A 19,065-nucleotide genomic window follows, 5' to 3' on the forward strand; every position below is an offset into this window, starting at 1 on the left:
ACCGGTCTGCGGGGCCTCGCGGCCCCCGGTCAGCGTAACCAGCGGCCCTCCCCGCAGAAAGCCGCGCCGCACCCGGAAGGGGCGGCGCGGCTGCCGGTCAGTGCCCGGGGACGGTGCGCCCGTGAGCGGTGTGTGTCTGCTCGATCTGCGTCCAGGACCGGGGCCGGACAGGCCGCGCGTGCGCCGCGCCGCCGGCCGCGGCGATCCGCACCTGCGCCGCTGCCGGAGCGGCCGGCTTGGCAGCGGTGAACAGCCAGGTGTCGAAGAACGCGGCCAGCGGTTTCCCCGAGACCTGCTCCGCGTACTTCTCGAAGTCGGGGACCGCCGCATTGCCGTAGGCGTGTCCGGCCGGCCAACCCTTGAGGATCCTGAAGAAGGCCGTGTCGCCGATCTTGTTCCGCAGCGCCTGCAGGGCGAGCGCGCCCCGGTCGTAGACGGCGTCGTCGAACTGATGGTCCGGCCCCGGGTCACCCGGCTTCACCGTCCAGAAGGCGTCATCGGCCGGGTGGGAGGCGTACACGTAGTCCGCCAGCTGCTGCGTGCTGCCGTCACCCTCGCCGTCCGACCAGAGCCACTGGGCGTAGCTGGCGAAGCCCTCGTTGAGCCAGATGTCCTTCCAGCCCTTGACGGACACACTGTCGCCGTACCACTGGTGCGCCAGCTCGTGGACGATCAGTGAGACGTTGGACCCGTTCGCGAACTGTTTCGGGCTGTAGAACGGCCGGGTCTGCGTCTCCAGCGCATAGCCGGTGGTGGTGTTCGGCACATAGCCGCCGAGTGCGCTGAAGGGGTATCTGCCGAAGTACCCGCTGAGCCAGTCGGCGACCTCGCCGGTCCGCTCCACGCTCGCGCGCGCGGCGCCGTAGTTGTCGCCCAGGTCCTTGCTGTACGCGTTGACGATCGGCACACCGGCGGCGGTGGCCGCGGTGGTGATGTCGAACCTGCCGACCGCGAGCGTGGTCAGATAGGTCGCCTGCGGCTTGTTCTCCCGCCAGTTGAAGGTGGTCCGGCCGAGCTTCGAACTCTGCGACTGCAGCACACCGTTGCTGATGGCCTGAGTGCCGTCGGGCACGCTCACCGAGACGTCGTACGTGGCCTTGTCCAGCGGGTGGTCGTTGCTCGGGTACCACCACCAGGCGGACTCGGGCTCGTCCGCAGCGACCGCCCCGTCCGGGGTCCGGTGCCAGGTGGAGAACCCGTACGCCGACTTGGTCGACGGAACACCGCTGTACCGGACGACGACGGTGACAGGGGCGCCTTTGGCCAGAGGGGCGGCCGGGGTGATCTGCAGCTCGTGCTGCCCCGATGTGGCGAAGGACGCCTCGGCACCATTGACCCGTACGTCACTCACATCGAGCAGGAAGTCCAGGTCGAAGCGCGAGAGGTCCTGCGTGGTGGTGGCGAGGATCGTCGCCGTGCCCTTCAGGAGGTCGGTGGTCGGCTCGTACCCGATCTTGAGGTCGTAGTGCGAGACGTCGTATCCGCCGTTGCCGTAGGCCGGGTAGTACGGGTCGCCGATGCCCGGGGCCCCGGGAGTGAAGTCGGCTGCCGATGCCGGGATCACCAGCATGAGCGAGGCCGCGAGCACGCCCGGGACGATGAGTCTGCGGTGCACGGAAGCTCCAAGTCGTGGGGGTCATGGATCTCTTCGACCCTATTCAGCGCACGATCCGTTGGTCATGTCCACGGTCACTGTTGTCACAGCATCGCCATTCGGCCGTCATGCTCTTCGCCGTCCTGCCCTGGCCGGAGACCAACGTGGAGCCTGCCGACCCCTGTTGCCGCGATGACGCCCGGGGTACCTTCCGCTTGACGACGACACGCAGGGTCCGGACCAAGCCTGCCCCATCCCTGGAGACGCCCGATGCCGCCTCGTGTCCGCCCGTTCGTCGTGGGTGTCGTCGCCGTGGCCGTCACCCTGCCGCTGGTCACCGCGCCCGCCCGCGCCACGGCGGACGTGCCGCGCACCGGGTTCGAGACCAGCCACGGCGCGCACTGGACCTCCGCACCGGACGAGCAGCGCTTCCTGGCCGCGGTGGACCGCTCGAGTGACCGGATGGAGGTCCGCAGGATCGGCTCGACCGCGCGCGGCCGTCCCTTGCAACTCGTACGCATCGGGGCACACCGGGGAACCGACGTCATCCTGCTGGTCTGCGGCCAGCACGGCAACGAGCCGGCCCCCCGCGAAGCCTGTCTGCTCACCATCCGTGCTCTCGCCCGGGACGAGTCCCGGGCGACCCGGGCCCTCCTGGCGCACATCACGGTCCTCGTCATCCCGACCGCCAACCCGGACGGACGGGCCGCCGACACCCGTACGAACTCCGAAGGCACCGACATCAACCGTGACCATCTCGCGCTGCGGTCCGCCGAGGCCGGAGCCTTGGCCGCGGTGATCCGCGACCGGCACCCCGATGTCATCTACGACATGCACGAATACGACGCCACCGTGCCCTCCTACGACGACGACCTGATGACGCTCTGGCCGCGCAACCCCAACACCCCGGCCGCTGTCCACCGGGAGGCACGCCTCCTCTCCGACGCCTACGTCAGGCCTGCCGCGGCGGCCGCCGGTTTCGGCAGCGGCCACTACGGCATCTGGACCGACCAGGTGACCGGACATGCCCTCCGGCAGGTCGCGGGCGACGGCGAGGAACGCATTCTGCGCAACATGGCGGGTATCAAGAACGCCGTGGGACTGCTGGTGGAATCCAGGGCCGACCCGATCGGCGACACCGAGAAGGCGCATCCCGTGTTCGGGTACAGACGCCGGGTCGCCACCCAACTCGCCGCGCTCAAAGGCGTGTGGGGCTATGCCGAACGGCGGCGCGGTCAGCTCGAAGCGGCCACCCGGGCCGCCCGCGCGGCCGGGCTCGAGGGCCGCGGGCCGATCTATCTCGGCGGGGCGGACAACGATCCGGCCACTCCGGCGCAGACCCTCGCGGACCCGCCCTGCGGATACCGGCTCACCACGGCGCAGTACACGGCCGTGCGGGCGCGGCTCGATCTGCACGGGATCACGGTGCATCGCACGACCGGGGGCGCCTTCGTAACGCTGCGCCAGCCGGAGCGGGCGCTCGTACCGCTGCTGCTCGACGCTCGCGCCGGTTACCCGCTGACAGCGGGCCGGCCATCCGTCGACTGCTTACGACCTGGTGCACGATAGCGGGCGGGCTCCCGACGCGCACCAGGTCGTTAGAATCAGTCCCCTCATGACTGCAACCCTCGTCGCCAAAGATCTCGCCGCAGGCCACGGCGACCGTTCGCTCTTCTCCGGCCTCGATCTCGTCGTCGCGCCGGGCGATGTGATCGGTCTCGTCGGTGTCAACGGCGCGGGCAAGTCCACCCTGCTGCGCCTCCTCGCCGGCCTGGACCGCCCCGAGGAGGGCGAGCTGAGACTGTCGCCGCCCACCGCGACCGTCGGCCACCTCCCGCAGGAACCCGAACGGCGTGAGGGCGAGACGGTCCGCGACTTCCTCGCCCGGCGTACGGGGGTGAGCGCCGCCCAGGCCGCGATGGACGCGGCCACCCAGGGCCTGGTCGACGGGACCCCGGGCGCCGACGACGCCTATGCCACCACCCTGGAGCGCTGGCTGGACCTCGGCGGAGCCGACCTCGACGAGCGGGCCGACGAGGTGGCCGGATCCCTCGGCCTGACGGTGGGCCTCGATCAACCGATGACCTCCCTCTCCGGCGGTCAGGCGGCCCGGGCCGGCCTCGCCTCGCTCCTGCTCTCGCGTTACGACGTGTTCCTGCTCGACGAGCCGACCAACGACCTCGACCTGGACGGCCTGGAGCGGTTGGAGCGCTTCGTGAGTGGGCTGCGGGCGGGCACCGTCGTGATCAGCCATGACCGGGAGTTCCTGACCCGGACGGTCACCAAGGTCCTGGAACTCGACCTCGCCCAGCAGCGGATCACGCTCTACGGCGGTGGCTACGCGGCCTATCTGGAGGAGCGCGAGACGGCCCGCAGGCACGCCCGGGAGGACTTCGAGGAGTACGCCGACAAGCGGTCCGCACTCGAGGGCCGGGCACAGATGCAGCGGGGCTGGATGGACAAGGGTGTGAAGAACGCCCGCCGCAAGGCGACCGACAATGACAAGGTCGGCCGCAAGTTCCGCAGCGAGGCGAGCGAGAAGCAGGCCGCGAAGGCCCGCCAGACCCAGCGCATGATCGAGCGTCTCGATGTGGTGGATGAGCCCCGCAAGGAGTGGGAGCTCCGGATGGAGATCGCCAGGGCGGCTCGTTCCGGCTCGGTCGTCGCCACGCTGCGCGAGGCGACCGTCGATCGCGGCGGCTTCAGCTTCGGACCCGCGCACCTCCAGATCGACTGGGCGGACCGGGTCGCCATCACGGGTGCGAACGGCGCGGGCAAGTCGACCCTGCTGGGCGCGCTGCTCGGCCGGGTCCCGCTCGACACCGGACATGCGGCGCTCGGCCCGGGGGTGGTGGTCGGCGAAGTCGACCAGGCACGCGGTCTCTTCTACGGAGACGACACCCTGCTCGCCGCCTTCTGCGCCGCGGTGCCCGAGACGGAACCCGCCGAGGTCCGCACACTGCTCGCCAAGTTCGGTCTGAAAGCAGCCCATGTGACCCGCCCGGCGACGACTCTGTCGCCGGGCGAACGCACCCGCGCGGCGCTAGCCCTGCTGCAGGGCAGAGGCGTCAATCTGCTGGTCCTGGACGAGCCGACCAACCATCTGGATCTGGAGGCCATCGAGCAGCTGGAGTCGGCGCTCGACTCCTACGAGGGCACTCTGCTGCTGGTCACCCACGACCGCCGGATGCTGGACGCGGTCCGTACCACCCGCCGCATCGAGGTGGCGGACGGCAAGGTGACGGAGCTCTGACACACTGCCGTTGTCCCGGACCGCTCGCGGCGGTCCGGGACAACGGCAACCCGGTCAGCCGCGCCGGCCACCACCCGATTTCGGGTCGGTCAGGCCGGCCCGCCGCAGTGCGTCCGCCATCGCGCTGTTCGCCGGGGCCGGCGCCGAGGACGGCCTGCCGCCACCGCCGCCGCGCCGCTCCCGGCCGTCGCTCTGCCGCTGCTGCGGAGGACGACCGCCCTGGCCGCCCTGCCTGCCACGGGCTCGCTCCGGCCGCTCCCCGCCGCCGGCCGATTTCGGCGCCGCCTCGTCGTCCAGCCGCAGCGTCAGCGAGATCCGCTTACGCGGGATGTCGACGTCCATGACCTTCACCTTGACGATGTCACCGGACTTCACCACATCGCGCGGATCCTTCACGAAGGTCCTCGACAGCGCCGACACGTGAACGAGCCCGTCCTGGTGGACGCCGATGTCGACGAACGCCCCGAAGGCCGCGACATTGGTCACCACGCCCTCCAGGACCATCCCGGGCGTCAGATCGCCCAGTTTCTCCACACCCTCCTTGAAGGTGGCCGTCTTGAAGGCGGGCCGCGGGTCGCGTCCGGGCTTCTCCAGCTCCCGCAGGATGTCCGTCACCGTGGGGAGCCCGAAGGTGTCGTTGACGAAGTCGGCCGGCTTCAGTGAGCGGAGCAGGGACGCGTTGCCGACCAGCGAACCGCCGCCCGCCGACTTCGCCATCGCCCGCACGACCGGGTACGCCTCCGGGTGCACGCTCGACGCGTCCAGCGGGTCGTCGCCGTCCCTGATCCGCAGAAAGCCCGCGCACTGTTCGTACGCCTTCGGGCCGAGCCGTGCCACGTCCTTGAGTGCCTTGCGGGAACGGAAGGGGCCGTTCGCGTCCCGGTGCGCCACGATGTTCTCGGCGAGTCCCGAGCCGATACCGGAGACCCGCGAAAGCAGTGGCGCCGAAGCCGTGTTGACGTCCACCCCGACACCGTTCACACAGTCCTCGACCACGGCGTCGAGTGACCGGGAGAGCTTCACCTCGGAGAGGTCGTGCTGATACTGGCCCACCCCGATCGACTTCGGGTCGATCTTGACCAGTTCGGCGAGCGGGTCCTGCAGCCGACGGGCGATGGACACGGCGCCACGCAGCGTGACGTCCATGTCCGGCAGTTCCTGCGAGGCGAAGGCGGACGCCGAATACACAGAGGCGCCCGCCTCGGAGACCATCACCTTGGTGAGTTTCAGCTCCGGATGCCTGGCGCACAGCTCACCGGCGAGTTTGTCGGTCTCCCGGGACGCGGTGCCGTTGCCGATGGCGATCAGATCGACGGCGTGCTCCTTCGCAAGCCGGGCCAGCTTGGCCAGCGCCTCGTCCCAGCGGTTCGCGGGGACGTGCGGATGGATCACATCGGTCGCCACCACCTTGCCGGTGGCGTCCACCACGGCGACCTTCACGCCGGTTCGAAATCCGGGGTCCAGTCCGAGCGTGGCGCGCGTCCCGGCGGGCGCCGCCAACAGCAGGTCGCGCAGATTGGACGCGAAGACCTTGACGGCCTCGTCCTCCGCGGCGGTACGCAGCCGCAACCGCAGGTCGATGCCCAGATGCACCAGGATCCGGGTCCGCCACGACCAGCGGACCGTATCGGCCAGCCACGGGTCACCCGGCCTGCCGCGGTCGGTGACCCCGAAACGCCGGGCGATCATGTTCTCGTACGTCGAGGGGCCGGGAGTGTCCGACGGCTCCTCCGGCTCGAGAACCAGCTCGAGCACGTCCTCCTTCTCGCCCCGGAGCATGGCCAGCACCCGGTGCGAGGGCAGCGCGGTGAAGGCCTCGGCGAAGTCGAAGTAGTCGGCGAACTTGGCGCCCGCCTCCTCCTTGCCGTCCCGCACCTTGGCGGTGAGCCGGCCGCGCGACCACATGCGCTCACGCAGCTCACCGATCAGGTCGGCGTCCTCACCGAACCGTTCGGCGAGGATGGAACGCGCGCCCTCCAGGGCGGCCGCGGGGTCAGCGACGCCCTTCTGCGGGTCGGCGAACGCCGCGGCGGCCGCGAGCGGCTCCACCGAAGGGTCGGCCAGCAGACCGTTGGCAAGGGGTTCGAGACCGGCCTCGCGGGCGATCTGTGCCTTGGTCCGACGCTTCGGTTTGAACGGGAGGTAGATGTCCTCCAGTCGCGCCTTGGTCTCCGCCGCCCTGATCTGTGCCTCCAGGGCGGCATCGAGCTTGCCCTGCTCCCGTACGGACTCCAGAACGGCGGTCCGCCGCTCCTCCAGCTCCCGCAGATAACGCAGCCGCTCCTCGAGCGTGCGCAGCTGAGCGTCGTCGAGCATCTCGGTCGCTTCCTTGCGGTAGCGCGCGATGAACGGCACGGTCGAGCCGCCGTCGAGCAGCTCGACGGCGGCCTTCACCTGCCGCTCCCGGACGCCGAGTTCCTCTGCGATCCTGCCTTCGATGGAAGCTGGAGTGGTCGTCGTGGTCACGATCCGTACCGCCTTCTCGCTGAGCTTGAACCAGCATTGTGGCAGGCGGTACGGACAGCCGAGGGATCACACCCCGCGACCCCGTGCGGAACTGGAGGCTCCGCCGAAGAGCCGGGCCACGGCCCGGAAGGGCAGTGTGACGACGGTGGCGATGGCGCCACCGATCTGACGCAGCACATCTGCGATGGCACGCAACACGTTGGCTCCCTTCTCGCATCTTGTGTACTCCGGTGCGCTCCGGACTTGCCGTCCGGTGCGAACCTCGTACAGTCCGCGTTGCCGCCTCTGCCGTGGATAAACCCGCTGGCGGCCGCGATCAGCCGGCCAGATCTCCCGGGAACGCCCCCGCGCTCGCTGCGGTGGCCAGGAATCCGCGGCCCAGTTCGGTGAGCCGCTCCACACCCTCCGCGCCCAGGTGCTCGTACGGTGCGAGGTCGAGCCGGTCGGTGTCCGCCTCGATGCCCTCGCGGAGCTGCTTTCCCGCCTCGGTCAGTCCGCCCTCCTCGTCCAGCAGCCCGCGGCCCCGCAGCCGCTGTGCGGCCGCGTCCCAGTCCGCCCGGCGCCAACCGCGGGTGGCGAGGATCCAGCGCGGCGCCATGCCCTTGCCGGTCGCGGTGTGGCTGACCAGTGCCTCCAGCGGGTCGAGCCCGGCGGTGAGCAGCGCCGCGAGGTGCCCGTCGCCCCGGTGCTCGCGCAGCAGCGTCGCCGCGTGCCAGAGCGCCACATGCGGCTGCTCGGGCACCGGCAGATCGGCGTGGGCCGAGTACAGCGGCCGGGCGTGCCGCGAGCAGCCCTCCGCCGCGCGCAGCGCGAGTCCTGCGGCCTCCACCATCTCGGCAGAGGCGACGGTCTCCTCGCCCAGCAGGCGGCGCAGCGTGGCATCGACGGCCCGCAGTCGCGCGTCGAGCACCACCTCGGGAGCGGCCGTCTGCCAGACAGCGGGCACGTGCCGGGCGATCAGCTCGGGATTGAAGTTGTAGAACGTGGCTGCGATGGTGCCCGCCCCCACTGCCCCCATCGCGGCGCCCCGCCCGGCGAAGTAGGCAGCCCCCGGATCCTCGATGCCCACCCCCGCAAGCTCCTTCGCGAAGTCGGGGGAGAAGTACAGCGTCGAGTGCAGCGGGTTGACGGAGTTGTGGCAGCGACGGCCGGCGCGCGGCGGGAGCGAGGTCATGAGGAGTATGTTACCGACTGGTCGGTACGCAGGGGAAGGGCTGTGTGACCGCGCCGAAGGCGGGGCAGCCTCCCGCCCGGTCATCCCGTACCGGCGCCCGCAGCCGGCCGAGCCGGGCTCCAGGTGAAGCGCGGCTCGCGCCGTTCCAGGAAGGCGGTGATCCCCTCCGCGGTGTCGCCCGCCCCCTGGGCCTGTTCCCTCCAGTACGCATCGCGGTCGTGGCGGCCCCCGGCGAACTCCTTGGCTGCCGCCTGCGTCAGCTGGGACCGTGACACGAGGATGCGGCTGAACTCGGCCACCCGCTCGTCCAGCTCCCCGGCGGCCGGCACCTCATCGACCAGGCCGGTGCGCAGCGCGCGCTCCGTGCCGATCAACTCGGCGGAGAACAGCAGGTACTTGGCAGTGGCCGGACCCACCAGGTCCACCAGCCTGCGGGTGGCCGACGCGGGATAGACGATGCCGAGCTTCGCCGGGGTCACGCCGAAGGAGGCACCCTCCTCGGCGAAGCGGAGGTCGCACGCCGCCGCCAGCTGGCAGCCACCGCCGACGCAGTAGCCGCGTATGGCCGCCAGCGTCGGCTTGGCGAAAGCGGCGAGCGCCTCCTCCGCCCGGACCGCGAGTCCCTGTGCCTGCTCGCCGGGCTCGCGCAGTGTCGAGATGTCGGCGCCGGCGCAGAAAGTGCGGCCCGCACCGGTGAGCACCAGGACCCGCACGGCGGGATCGCCGGCCAGCCGGTCCAGTAGCACCGGGAGCGCCTGCCACATGCCGGCCGTCATCGCATTGCGCTTGGCGGGGTGGTTGATGACGACGGTGGCGACACCGTCCGTGACGGTGTGGTCGAGCTGCGGCTCCATGCGTCGGATGCTAGCGGAGCCGGTACGCAGGAAATGTGAATGCAAAGACGTGAATAAGAGATCGGAATTGGTCTTGGAAGAGGCGTATCCGATCCCTGGCGATCGAATTACGTCGATAGGCGCTGACTTCTGTTCAGTTGACCGGTACCGACCTGTTCATTCCCAACACTCGTCGTGTGGTGACAACCGAGCGCGAGGGCGGGGGCCGGGATATGGAGAGCCGCGGGAGCAGCAGCCCGCCCGAGCCGGCTTCGTTCCGCCCTCCGTCGTACGAAGGCGTGTGGCGGTTCACCGCTCCGTCGGTCGACGTCTCGGTACCGCAGGCGCGGCACGCCGTCCGGGACCTGTTGAGACGCCAACAGGTCCCGGTGGTCGACGAAACGGTGCAGTGCCTGCTGCTGATCGTCTCCGAACTGGTCACCAACGCGGTACGGCACGCCGCTCTGCTCTCCCCCGAAGTGGCCGTCGAGGTCGCGGTGGGAGCGGCCTGGATCCGGGTGTCCGTCGAGGACAACCATCCGTACCGGCCCAAGGCGCTGGAGGCTGACCAAGGGCAGACCGGGGGCCGTGGGCTGATGTTGGTCCGCGAGATGAGCGCCGAGGCGGGCGGCACCTGCGGGGTGGAACAGACCGCGAGCGGCGGCAAGGTCATCTGGGCCGCGCTGCCGCTCGCTCCAACGCTCACCAGCCCCCGCGTGGCCCCGTCAGCTCTTTGACCGCGGGTCGCGCCGCGTCGAGCACCGTCATGAACCAGGCGGAGAACGGATCCGATGCGTGACGCTCGGCCAGTTCGGCCGCGGTGACGAACGCGGTGTCGTCCACCTCCTCGGCGTCCGGGCGCAGGGGCAGCCGCACCAGACCCACGAAGAGATGATTGAACTCCTGCTCGACCAGGCCCGATTCCGGGTCCGGGTGGTTGTAGCGGACCGTGCCCGCCTCGGCGAGCAGCGTGGGGGAGACGCCCAGCTCCTCGTAGGTGCGCCGGGCCGCAGCGGCGAACGGGGATTCGCCCGGATACGGATGCCCGCAGCAGGTGTTGGACCACACTCCGGGGGAGTGGTACTTGCCGAGCGCCCGACGCTGGAGCAGCAGCCGTCCGGACTCGTCGAAGAGAAACACCGAGAAGGCCCTGTGCAGTTGACCGGGGGCCTGATGTGCGGAGAGCTTCTCCGCAGTCCCGATGGTCGTGCCGCTCTCATCGACCAGTTCGAGCATGATCGCTTCTGCTGCGCCGTTCGACATAACCATCCTTAGCATCGGGCATCACCGGCTCCTCAGTCTGCCGTACAAAAGCGGCTTGTCCGCACTTCGGAGCGCGGGACGTGTCGGTGCCCCCGGCACACTGCGTGCCGGGGGCACCGACCGGAATATCAGAATGCTCCGGCCGCTGTGACACCGGCCGGGTGCTCGGGGCGCAAGGCGTATCCGGCATAACCGTATTCCCCACCGTGATCACGCCGCATGGCGAGTTCCTCATGAGTGGCGGCGACCGCCCGTTCCATGGCAGGACCGTCCGGGACGGTGACCGTGACCCGTTCGGCGAGCGGGACGTAGTACTCGTCCCAGTCACTCTCCGGCTGCTGATACACGCCGAGCACGCGGTATCCGGCGGCCACCGCGGCTGCGGCGCCCTCGTCCACCGTACGCAGCGGACATTCGGCCTCCCAGAAGGCACGGCACGCCGCAGACGGTTGGGCGGTGGTCCGGACGCACTCGGTGACGACCAGCGTGCCCCCCGGGGCAATCAGCCGTTTCCACTGGCGCAACGCGTGATCGGCGCCGATGAGATATGCGGAGCCCTCGGCCCAGAGGAGATCGAACGATCCGTCAGCATAAGGAAGTTCACCCATATCGGTGTTGACGGTACGGATCGAGTCGGTGAGTCCGCGTGCGGACGCGCTCCGGCGCAGCTCCGCGAGGAACGGCTCGTGCAGATCGACCGCGGTCACGTCGGCCCCGGCCTCGGCGGCCAGCAGCAGCGCCGACCTGCCGGGGCCGCAGCCCAGGTCGAGTACCCGGGGACGGGCAGGCAGCGGGCCCGCGAGGGACAGCAGCCTGCGGGTGGTGTCGTCGGAGCCGGGGCCCTGGCGTGGCAGCCCGTGGTGGAGAGCGAAGAAGGCGTCAGTGGCCGATGCTTCGGAGGTCTCTGACATGTCGGACAAGGTGTGCGTCCTGGTGTTCGGCGACGGTCGGCAGTCAGTGGCAGAGCTTCGCCTCGTGCTCCGCGTGGCCGCCGGGCTCGAGCTGGAACGTGCAGTGCTCCACATCGAAGTGGTGCCCGAGGCAGCCCTGCAGGTCGTGCAGTATCTTCTCGTGCCCGCCCGAGTCGAGGACGCCGGGGCTCACCACCACATGCGCGGAGAGCACCGGCAGGCCGGAGGTGATGGTCCAGGCGTGCAGGTCGTGTACGTCCGCCACACCGGGCAGGCCCAGGATATGGGCCCGCACGTCTCCCATGTCGATGTTTTTCGGTGCCGCCTCCAGCAGCACGTTGAGCGTCTCGCGGAGCAGCTTGACGGTGCGAGGAACGATCATCAGGCCGATCACCAAGGACGCGACGGGGTCCGCGAACTGCCAGCCGGTCGTCAGGATCACCCCGGCGGAGACCAGCACGGCGACCGAGCCGAGCGCGTCGGCCAGCACCTCCAGATAGGCGCCGCGGACGTTGATGCTGTCCTGCTGTCCCCGTACCAGAATGGTGAGCGAGATCATGTTGGCGACCAGGCCGACCAGACCGAAGACGATGGTGAGGCCGCCCGCGGTGTCGGCCGGACTGATGAACCGCTGGACCGCCTCGTAAAGGACGTAGCCACCCACGCCCAGCAGCAGCAGGCAGTTGGCGAGCGCCGCCAGGATCTCCGCCCTGGCGAAGCCGAAAGTGCGGTTCCTGCCGGCCGGCCGGTTGGCGAAATGGATGGCCAGCAGCGCCATGGCGAGCCCGAGCCCGTCCGTCGCCATGTGGGCGGCGTCCGCGATCAGCGCCAGGGAATCCGCGACGAGACCGCCGACGATCTCCACGACCATCACGCTCAGGGTGATGCAGAGCGCGATCCGCAGCCGCCCCTGGTGGGCCGCCGCAGCGGTGCCGGTCGGCGGCGGCCCACCGTGCGCATGTCCGTGATCGTGCCCAGCCCCCATGAAGGCCACCTTCCGGTTCGCGAGCAGGTCTGTCGGAAAGCCAGCTAACTACGGTGCAGGGGCACCGGGCAACACGAGACTGAACACCGTTGTCAGCTGCCCTGACCTGCGGAAATGTTCGCAGGTCAGGGCGGTGTCGAGGTCAGTCCCGGCCGGCCTCGGGGTGTCGGGTGCACCATCCCTGCCATGCCGAATCGATCATTTCGCGTACCCCGCGCGATGCCTTCCAGCCGACTTCGCGGGTAATCAGCTCCGCAGAGGCGACCGCCTTCGCCGCGTCCCCGGGCCTGCGTGGCTCGATCACCGGTGACAGGGGGCTTCCGGAGATCTCGCCCACCAGATCGGCCAGTTCCCGCACCGATACGCCCTCACCACGGCCGATGTTGAGGGTGAGATCACCGGCAGCCCGCTCGCCGGAGAGCTTGCGTGCGACCGCGAGATGGGCGTCGGCGAGGTCGGCGACATGGATGTAGTCGCGGATGCAGGTGCCGTCCGGGGTGGGATAGTCGTCACCGAAGATCCGGGGGGCCTCACCACGGGTCAGCCGGTCGAAGAACATCGGGACGATGTTGTACACCCCGGTGTCCGCCAGCGCGGGCGACCCCGCGCCCGCCACGTTGAAATAGCGCAGACAGGCCGTGGAGAGCCCATGGGCCCGCCCCGCGGCACGTACCAGCCATTCGCCGGCCAGTTTCGTCTCGCCGTACGGGTTGATCGGCAGGCAGGGGGTCGACTCGGTGATCAACTCCACATCGGGAACGCCGTACACGGCAGCCGACGAGGAGAAGAGGAAGCGCCGCACCCCTGCTGCGACCACCGCTTCCAGCAGCACCGTCAGGCCGTGGAGATTGTCCCGGTAGTAGCGCAGGGGCTGCTCCACCGACTCCCCGACCTGCTTCTGGGCCGCGAGGTGCACCACACCGCCGATGTCGTACCGGGCAAGGGTCTCGTCGAGCAGCTCGCGGTCCAGGACGGATCCGCGGACCAGCGCAGCGGCGTCCGGCAGTCGCTCGGCCACCCCGCTGGACAGGTCGTCGATGACGACCACCTGCTCACCGGCCGCCGTCATCGCCCGCACCACGTGCGCCCCGATGTACCCCGCCCCACCTGTGATCAGCCATGTCATACCGGCCACCCTATAGAGCGCCGTGGTGCGCGGGCCCCGCGGTTTGTCGCCCGGGGGACCGATCGATCATGATGTCCGCGGCAGGCGGCGCACAGCCGGGCCCGGCCCGGTCGGCACGTGAACGGCCCGTGAACTCCGGCTTCCATCCATCCGATAGCCTCTGCCGACACGCCGCCCGCCCCTGCCGGGGACGGGCCGTCTCAGCGTGTGCCACGCCGGCTCCAAGGAGTGAGTTCGTCTGTCGACCGCCATCCTCACCGGTGCGCCGGTACCCGGATCGTCGCTCGAAAGCGATCTCCGGTCGCTGGGCTTTGACGTCTGCACCGCAGCCGAGGCCGATGAGACCACCAAGCTGCTCGTCGCGGCCCCGGCCGACGAGCGCGTCGCCGTCGTCGACACCCGCTTCGTCGGACACCTGCACGCGCTCAGGCTCGCGCTGACCGATCCACGGTTCGCCGCCGCAGCGGTCCCCGGCGCACTCGCCGTCCAGCCCGAGGCACGCCCCGCGCTCAACCGGGCGCTGGCCGTCGGCGGACCGGGCCCCGACGCCCTCGCCGCCGCGCTGGACCGGGAAGGGACAGCCGTGCAGCGGCCCGAACTGGGCAGCCTGATCGCCGCGGTTCCCTCCGACCCGCAGACCAGGCACGAGGCCAGGGCCGCCGTCGCCGCGGTCGACGACGAGGCCGTGCGGTTGCGTACCGCGGTCAAGTCCCGCGACGGCTTCTTCACGACGTACTGCATCAGCCCCTACTCGCGGTACATCGCCCGCTGGTGCGCCCGCCGGGGACTCACCCCCAACCAGGTCACCACCGCCTCGCTGCTCACCGCGCTCATCGCGGCCGGCTGTGCGGCGACCGGTACCCGGGCCGGTTATGTCGCCGCCGGTGTGCTGCTGCTGTGCTCCTTCGTCCTGGACTGCACGGACGGGCAGCTCGCCCGCTACTCACTGCAGTACTCGACGCTCGGCGCCTGGCTGGACGCGACCTTCGACCGGGCCAAGGAGTACGCGTACTACGCGGGTCTCGCGCTGGGCGCGGCCCACGGCGGCGACGACGTCTGGGTCCTCGCACTCGGCGCGATGGTGCTGCAGACCGGGCGCCACGTGGTGGACTTCTCGTTCAACGAGGCCAACCACGACGCGACGTCCAACACCAGCCCCACAGCCGCACTCTCCGACAAGCTCGACAGCGTCGGCTGGACCGTCTGGGTACGCCGGATGATCGTGCTGCCGATCGGCGAGCGATGGGCGATGATCGCGGTACTGACCGCGGTGACCACCCCGCGGATCGTCTTCTACGCGCTGCTCATAGGCTGCGCGCTCGCCGCCTGCTATACCACGGCAGGACGGGTACTGCGCTCCCTGACCCGCCGCGCCACCCGCACCGACCGGGCGGCCCAGGCACTGGCGGACCTCGCCGACTCGGGTCCGATCGCCCGGATCGCCGGCCGTCTCGTCCGCGGACCGCGCGGCGCGCTTCCGGTGATCGCCTTCCTCGGCGGTGCCGCAGTGGTCACCACCTCGCTCCTCGCCCCGGTGGGCAGCTGGTGGCCGGCGGTGGCCGCCGCCGTGTACGCCGTCTGCGCCGGGGCGGCGGTGTCCCGCCCGCTCAAGGGCCCGCTCGACTGGCTGGTGCCGCCCGTCTTCCGCGCTGCCGAGTACCTGACGATCCTCGTTCTGGCAGCCCGCTCCGACGTGAACGAGGCGGTGCCCGCGGCTTTCGGACTGGTGTCCGCGGTCGCCTACCATCACTACGACACGGTGTACCGCATCCGCGGTGGCACCGGCGCGCCGCCCCGGTGGCTGGTGCGGACGGTCGGCGGGCATGAGGGCCGGACGCTGGTGGTGGCCGTACTCGCCGCACTGCTGACGGCGCAGTCCACCGGCAATTCAGGTTTCACTGTCGCGCTCACGGTGCTCGCCGTGGCCGTGGCTCTTGTGGTGGTCACCGAAAGCATCCGCTTCTGGGTGTCTTCCGGAGCACCTGCTGTACATGACGAAGGAGAACCCGCATGATCGGCCTCGTACTGGCCGCCGGCGCCGGCCGGCGTCTGCGCCCCTACACCGACACCCTGCCGAAGGCCCTGGTGCCCGTGGACGGTGAGCGTACCGTCCTCGACATCGCGCTGGGCAACTTCGCCGAGGTCGGGCTCACCGAGGTGGCGGTCGTGGTCGGCTACCGCAAGGAGGCCGTGTACGCGCGCCGGGCCGAGCTCGAAGAGAAGTACGGCGTCAAGCTCACGCTGATCGACAACGACAAGGCCGAGGAGTGGAACAACGCCTACTCCCTGTGGTGCGCCCGTGATGTCATCAAGCAGGGCGTCATCCTGGCCAACGGCGACACGGTGCACCCGGTCTCCGTCGAGAAGACGCTGCTGGCCGTCCGCGGCCAGGGCCAGCGGATCATTCTCGCCCTCGACACGGTGAAGCACCTCGCCGACGAGGAGATGAAGGTCATCACGGACGACGCCAACGCCGTCCGTACGATCACCAAGCTGATGGACCCGGCGTCCGCCACCGGCGAGTACATCGGCGTCACCCTCATCGAGCCGGAAGCGGCCGAAGAACTCGCCGACGCCCTGCGGGCCACCTTCGAGCGCGACCCCGACCTGTACTACGAGGACGGCTACCAGGAACTGGTGAACCGCGGCTTCCGCGTCGACGTGGCCCCGATCGGTGACCTGAAGTGGGTCGAGATCGACAACCACGACGACCTCGCGAAGGGCCGTGAGATCGCGTGCCAGTACTGACGAGGCTCATCCCGTCCCCGGTCGTCGTGGACATCAGGGGCGGCGCCCTGGACGATCTGGCCGGTCTTCTCGCCGACCAGCGGATCTCCGCATCGGGCAAGCTCGCGTTCGCGGTCAGCGGCGGCTCGGGCCAGGTACTGCGCGAGAAGCTGGCCCCCCTGCTGCCCGGCGCCGAGTGGTATGCGGTCGCCGACGGCACCATCGATTCGGCGGTCACCCTGGCCGACGGCATCAAGGGCAAGCGGTACGACGCCGTGGTCGGGCTGGGCGGCGGCAAGATCATCGACGTGGCCAAGTACGCGGCGGCCCGGGTGGGCCTGCCGATGGTCGCTGTCGCGACCAATCTCTCGCACGACGGCATCTGCTCGCCGGTGTCCACGCTGGACAACGACAACGGCCGGGGGTCCTACGGAGTCCCCACGCCGATAGCGATCGTCATCGACCTCGATGTGATCCGCGCGGCCCCGGCCCGCTTCGTCCGTTCCGGCATCGGGGACGCCATCTCCAACCTCTCGGCCATCGCCGACTGGGAACTCTCCCACCGGGTCAACGGCGAGGAGATCGACGGACTGGCCGCGGCGATGGCCCGTACCGCGGGGGAAGCGGTGTTGCGACACCCCGGCGGAGTGGGTGACGACGAGTTCCTGATGGTCCTCTCCGAGGGGCTCGTGCTCTCCGGCATCGCGATCTCCATCAGCGGGGACACCCGGCCCTCGTCCGGCGCCTGCCACGAGATCAGCCACGCCTTCGATCTGCTCTTCCCGCAGCGCGCCGCAAGCCACGGCGAGCAGGTGGGACTCGGTGCCGCCTTCGCCATGCACCTGCGGGGGGCCGTGGAGGAGTCCGGCCTCTTCGCCGAGGTGCTGCGCCGGCACGCGCTTCCGGTACTGCCGGAAGAGATCGGCTTCAGCACGGACGAGTTCGTCCAGGCCGTCGCCTACGCCCCGCAGACCCGCCCGGGACGCTTCACCATCCTGGAGCACCTCAACCTGTCCGCAGACCAGATCAAGGACGCTTACGCCGACTATGCAAAAGCCATCGGTAGCTGAACTCCGCCCGGTCGTTCATCCTCCGGGCGTCAAGGACCGGCGGAGCGGCGAGCACTGGGGAGGCCGCCTCTACATGCGCGAGCTCTCGCTGCGCATGGACCGGCACCTGGTGAACACGCGGGTCACCCCCAACCAGGTGACCTACGTGATGACGGTCGCCGGCGCCCTCGCCGCCCCCGCTCTCCTGGTTCCCGGGATCACCGGCGCGATACTCGGCGTGGTGATGGTCCAGCTCTACCTGCTCTTCGACTGCGTCGACGGCGAGCTCGCCCGCTGGAAGAAGCAGTACTCGATGGCCGGGGTGTACCTGGACCGGGTCGCCGCCTACCTGTGCGACGCCGCGGTGCTGGTCGGCTTCGGCCTGCGCGCCGCCGATCTGTGGGGCTCCGGGCGGATCGACTGGCTGTGGGCCTTCCTGGGCACCCTCGCCGCCCTCGGCGCCATCCTGATCAAGGCCGAGACCGACCTGGTCGGCGTCGCCCGTCACCAGCAGGGCCTGCCGCCGGTCAAGGAGGCCGCGTCCGAGCCGCGCTCGTCCGGCGTGGCGCTGGCCCGCAGGGCGGCCGCGGCGCTGAAGTTCCACCGGCTCGTCCTGGGGATCGAGGCGTCTCTGCTCATCCTGGTCCTGGCGATCGTGGACTCGGTCAGGGGCGACCTGTTCTTCTCCCGGCTCGGCGTCGCCGTGCTGGCCGGTATCGCGCTCCTGCAGACCCTGCTGCACCTCGTGTCCATCCTGGCCTCGAGCAGGCTCAAGTGACCGCCCCCCTGAAGGTCGGCGCGGTGATCATCACCATGGGGAACCGCCCCGATGAGCTACGGGCCCTGCTCGACTCGGTCGCCAAGCAGGACGGCGCACCGGTCGAGGTGGTCGTGGTCGGCAACGGAGCACCGGTGCCGGACGTCCCCGCGGGCGTACGCACCGTCGAGCTGCGCGAGAACCTGGGCATCCCCGGCGGCCGCAACGTCGGGATCGAGGCCTTCGGTCCTTCCGGCACCGACGTGGACGTGCTGCTCTTCCTCGACGACGACGGGCTGCTGCCCCACACGGACACCGCCGAGCTCTGCCGGCAGGCCTTCACAGCCGACCCGGAGCTGGGCATCATCAGCTTCCGGATCGCCGATCCGGACACCGGAGTCACCCAGCGCCGTCACGTCCCGCGGCTGCGGGCCTCCGACCCGATGCACTCCTCGCGGGTCACGACCTTCCTAGGTGGCGCCAACGCCGTACGGTCCCGGGTCATCGCCGAGGTCGGCGCGCTCCCGGGCGAGTTCTTCTATGCTCACGAGGAGACCGACCTGGCCTGGCGGGCCCTCGACGGCGGCTGGATGATCGACTACCGCGCCGACATGGTCCTGCACCACCCGACGACCGCACCGTCCAGGCACGCGGTCTACCACCGGATGGTCGCCCGGAACCGGGTCTGGCTCGCACGCCGTAACCTTCCTGCGCCGCTGGTGCCGGTCTATCTCGGCGTGTGGATGCTGCTCACCCTGCTCCGCCGCCCCTCGGCTCCGGCACTGAAGGCCTGGTTCGGCGGCTTCAAGGAAGGCTGGACGACGCCGTGCGGTCGCCGCAGCCCGATGAAATGGCGTACCGTCTGGCGGCTTACCCGGCTGGGCCGGCCGCCGGTGATCTGAGTCGACCTCCTGTGGTCCGGGAGGC

The 19,065-nt window shown here is 70.2% G+C and carries 16 protein-coding genes and 1 pseudogene; 8 read left to right on the forward strand and 9 right to left on the reverse strand.

Annotation, left to right across the window (positions count from 1 at the left end; genetic code table 11):
- Window positions 1–97: 97 nt before the first annotated feature.
- Window positions 98–1,615 carry a M1 family metallopeptidase gene (locus AB0M87_RS21600; protein WP_365855253.1) on the reverse strand — a complete coding sequence of 506 codons (1,518 nt, stop codon included), beginning with the start codon at window positions 1,613–1,615 and terminating at the stop codon, window positions 98–100.
- 249 nt (window positions 1,616–1,864) lie between these two features.
- Between AB0M87_RS21600 and AB0M87_RS21605 the strand changes: the two genes are divergently transcribed.
- Together AB0M87_RS21605 and AB0M87_RS21610 are read left to right on the forward strand one after the other, a co-directional pair.
- Window positions 1,865–3,163: a M14 family metallocarboxypeptidase gene (locus AB0M87_RS21605; protein ID WP_365855254.1), complete on the forward strand. Its 1,299-nt coding sequence runs from the start codon at window positions 1,865–1,867 to the stop codon at window positions 3,161–3,163.
- Between the two features lie 46 nt (window positions 3,164–3,209).
- Complete coding sequence (locus AB0M87_RS21610; RefSeq protein ID WP_365855256.1) at window positions 3,210–4,847, forward strand: ABC-F family ATP-binding cassette domain-containing protein; 1,638 nt, start codon at window positions 3,210–3,212, stop codon at window positions 4,845–4,847.
- 54 nt (window positions 4,848–4,901) lie between these two features.
- Here the strand turns inward: AB0M87_RS21610 and AB0M87_RS21615 are convergent, their stop codons facing one another.
- The 4 genes from AB0M87_RS21615 to AB0M87_RS21630 form a co-directional block, all read right to left on the reverse strand.
- Entirely contained in the window at window positions 4,902–7,313 is a 2,412-nt protein-coding gene (locus tag AB0M87_RS21615; RefSeq protein ID WP_365855258.1) for a Tex family protein, read from the reverse strand.
- A 66-nt stretch (window positions 7,314–7,379) separates the two neighbouring features.
- Complete coding sequence (locus AB0M87_RS21620; protein WP_365855260.1) at window positions 7,380–7,511, reverse strand: LPFR motif small protein; 132 nt, start codon at window positions 7,509–7,511, stop codon at window positions 7,380–7,382.
- Window positions 7,512–7,629: 118 nt separating this feature from the next.
- A complete protein-coding gene (locus AB0M87_RS21625; RefSeq protein WP_365855262.1) occupies window positions 7,630–8,487 on the reverse strand; it encodes a hypothetical protein in 858 nt (285 codons plus the stop codon).
- 80 nt (window positions 8,488–8,567) lie between these two features.
- Window positions 8,568–9,341, reverse strand: a complete 774-nt coding sequence (locus tag AB0M87_RS21630) for an enoyl-CoA hydratase-related protein (RefSeq protein ID WP_365855264.1) — start codon at window positions 9,339–9,341, stop codon at window positions 8,568–8,570.
- Window positions 9,342–9,553: 212 nt separating this feature from the next.
- Between AB0M87_RS21630 and AB0M87_RS21635 the strand changes: the two genes are divergently transcribed.
- The gene (locus AB0M87_RS21635; RefSeq protein WP_365855418.1) at window positions 9,554–10,057 is read left to right on the forward strand and encodes an ATP-binding protein; all 504 of its coding nucleotides are present in this window, start codon (window positions 9,554–9,556) and stop codon (window positions 10,055–10,057) included.
- Here AB0M87_RS21635 and idi read toward each other — a convergent pair.
- The 4 genes and pseudogenes from idi to galE all read right to left on the reverse strand — a co-directional run bounded on the left by idi (window position 10,023) and on the right by galE (window position 13,605).
- On the reverse strand, window positions 10,023–10,583 hold the full coding sequence (gene idi, locus AB0M87_RS21640) for an isopentenyl-diphosphate Delta-isomerase (protein WP_365855266.1): 561 nt from the start codon (window positions 10,581–10,583) through the stop codon (window positions 10,023–10,025). The two genes, AB0M87_RS21635 and idi, sit on opposite strands and share 35 nt — an antisense overlap.
- Window positions 10,584–10,750: 167 nt before the next feature.
- Window positions 10,751–11,494, reverse strand: a pseudogene (locus AB0M87_RS21645) (class I SAM-dependent methyltransferase); the annotation flags it as partial.
- Between the two features lie 43 nt (window positions 11,495–11,537).
- Window positions 11,538–12,479 (reverse strand): cation diffusion facilitator family transporter, encoded by a 942-nt coding sequence (locus AB0M87_RS21650; protein ID WP_365855268.1) that lies wholly within the window; start codon window positions 12,477–12,479, stop codon window positions 11,538–11,540.
- Between the two features lie 142 nt (window positions 12,480–12,621).
- On the reverse strand, window positions 12,622–13,605 hold the full coding sequence (gene galE, locus AB0M87_RS21655) for a UDP-glucose 4-epimerase GalE (RefSeq protein ID WP_365855270.1): 984 nt from the start codon (window positions 13,603–13,605) through the stop codon (window positions 12,622–12,624).
- Window positions 13,606–13,843: 238 nt separating this feature from the next.
- Here galE and AB0M87_RS21660 point away from each other — a divergent pair, with 238 nt between their 5' ends.
- The 5 genes from AB0M87_RS21660 to AB0M87_RS21680 are packed head-to-tail and all read left to right on the forward strand — an operon-like array spanning window position 13,844 to window position 19,040.
- Window positions 13,844–15,619 (forward strand): DUF5941 domain-containing protein, encoded by a 1,776-nt coding sequence (locus tag AB0M87_RS21660; protein ID WP_365855420.1) that lies wholly within the window; start codon window positions 13,844–13,846, stop codon window positions 15,617–15,619.
- Window positions 15,616–16,353 (forward strand): phosphocholine cytidylyltransferase family protein, encoded by a 738-nt coding sequence (locus AB0M87_RS21665; RefSeq protein ID WP_365855272.1) that lies wholly within the window; start codon window positions 15,616–15,618, stop codon window positions 16,351–16,353. The genes AB0M87_RS21660 and AB0M87_RS21665 overlap by 4 nt, the downstream gene beginning before the upstream one ends.
- A complete protein-coding gene (locus AB0M87_RS21670) occupies window positions 16,341–17,402 on the forward strand; it encodes an iron-containing alcohol dehydrogenase family protein (RefSeq protein ID WP_365855274.1) in 1,062 nt (353 codons plus the stop codon). Before AB0M87_RS21665 ends, AB0M87_RS21670 begins: the two co-directional genes overlap by 13 nt.
- Window positions 17,380–18,159: a CDP-alcohol phosphatidyltransferase family protein gene (locus AB0M87_RS21675; RefSeq protein WP_365855276.1), complete on the forward strand. Its 780-nt coding sequence runs from the start codon at window positions 17,380–17,382 to the stop codon at window positions 18,157–18,159. Before AB0M87_RS21670 ends, AB0M87_RS21675 begins: the two co-directional genes overlap by 23 nt.
- Window positions 18,156–19,040: a glycosyltransferase gene (locus AB0M87_RS21680; protein ID WP_365855278.1), complete on the forward strand. Its 885-nt coding sequence runs from the start codon at window positions 18,156–18,158 to the stop codon at window positions 19,038–19,040. Before AB0M87_RS21675 ends, AB0M87_RS21680 begins: the two co-directional genes overlap by 4 nt.
- Window positions 19,041–19,065: the final 25 nt, after the last annotated feature.

Origin of the sequence: Streptomyces sp. NPDC051320 (assembly GCF_040682175.1) — a bacterium.
Taxonomy (GTDB): domain Bacteria; phylum Actinomycetota; class Actinomycetes; order Streptomycetales; family Streptomycetaceae; genus Streptomyces.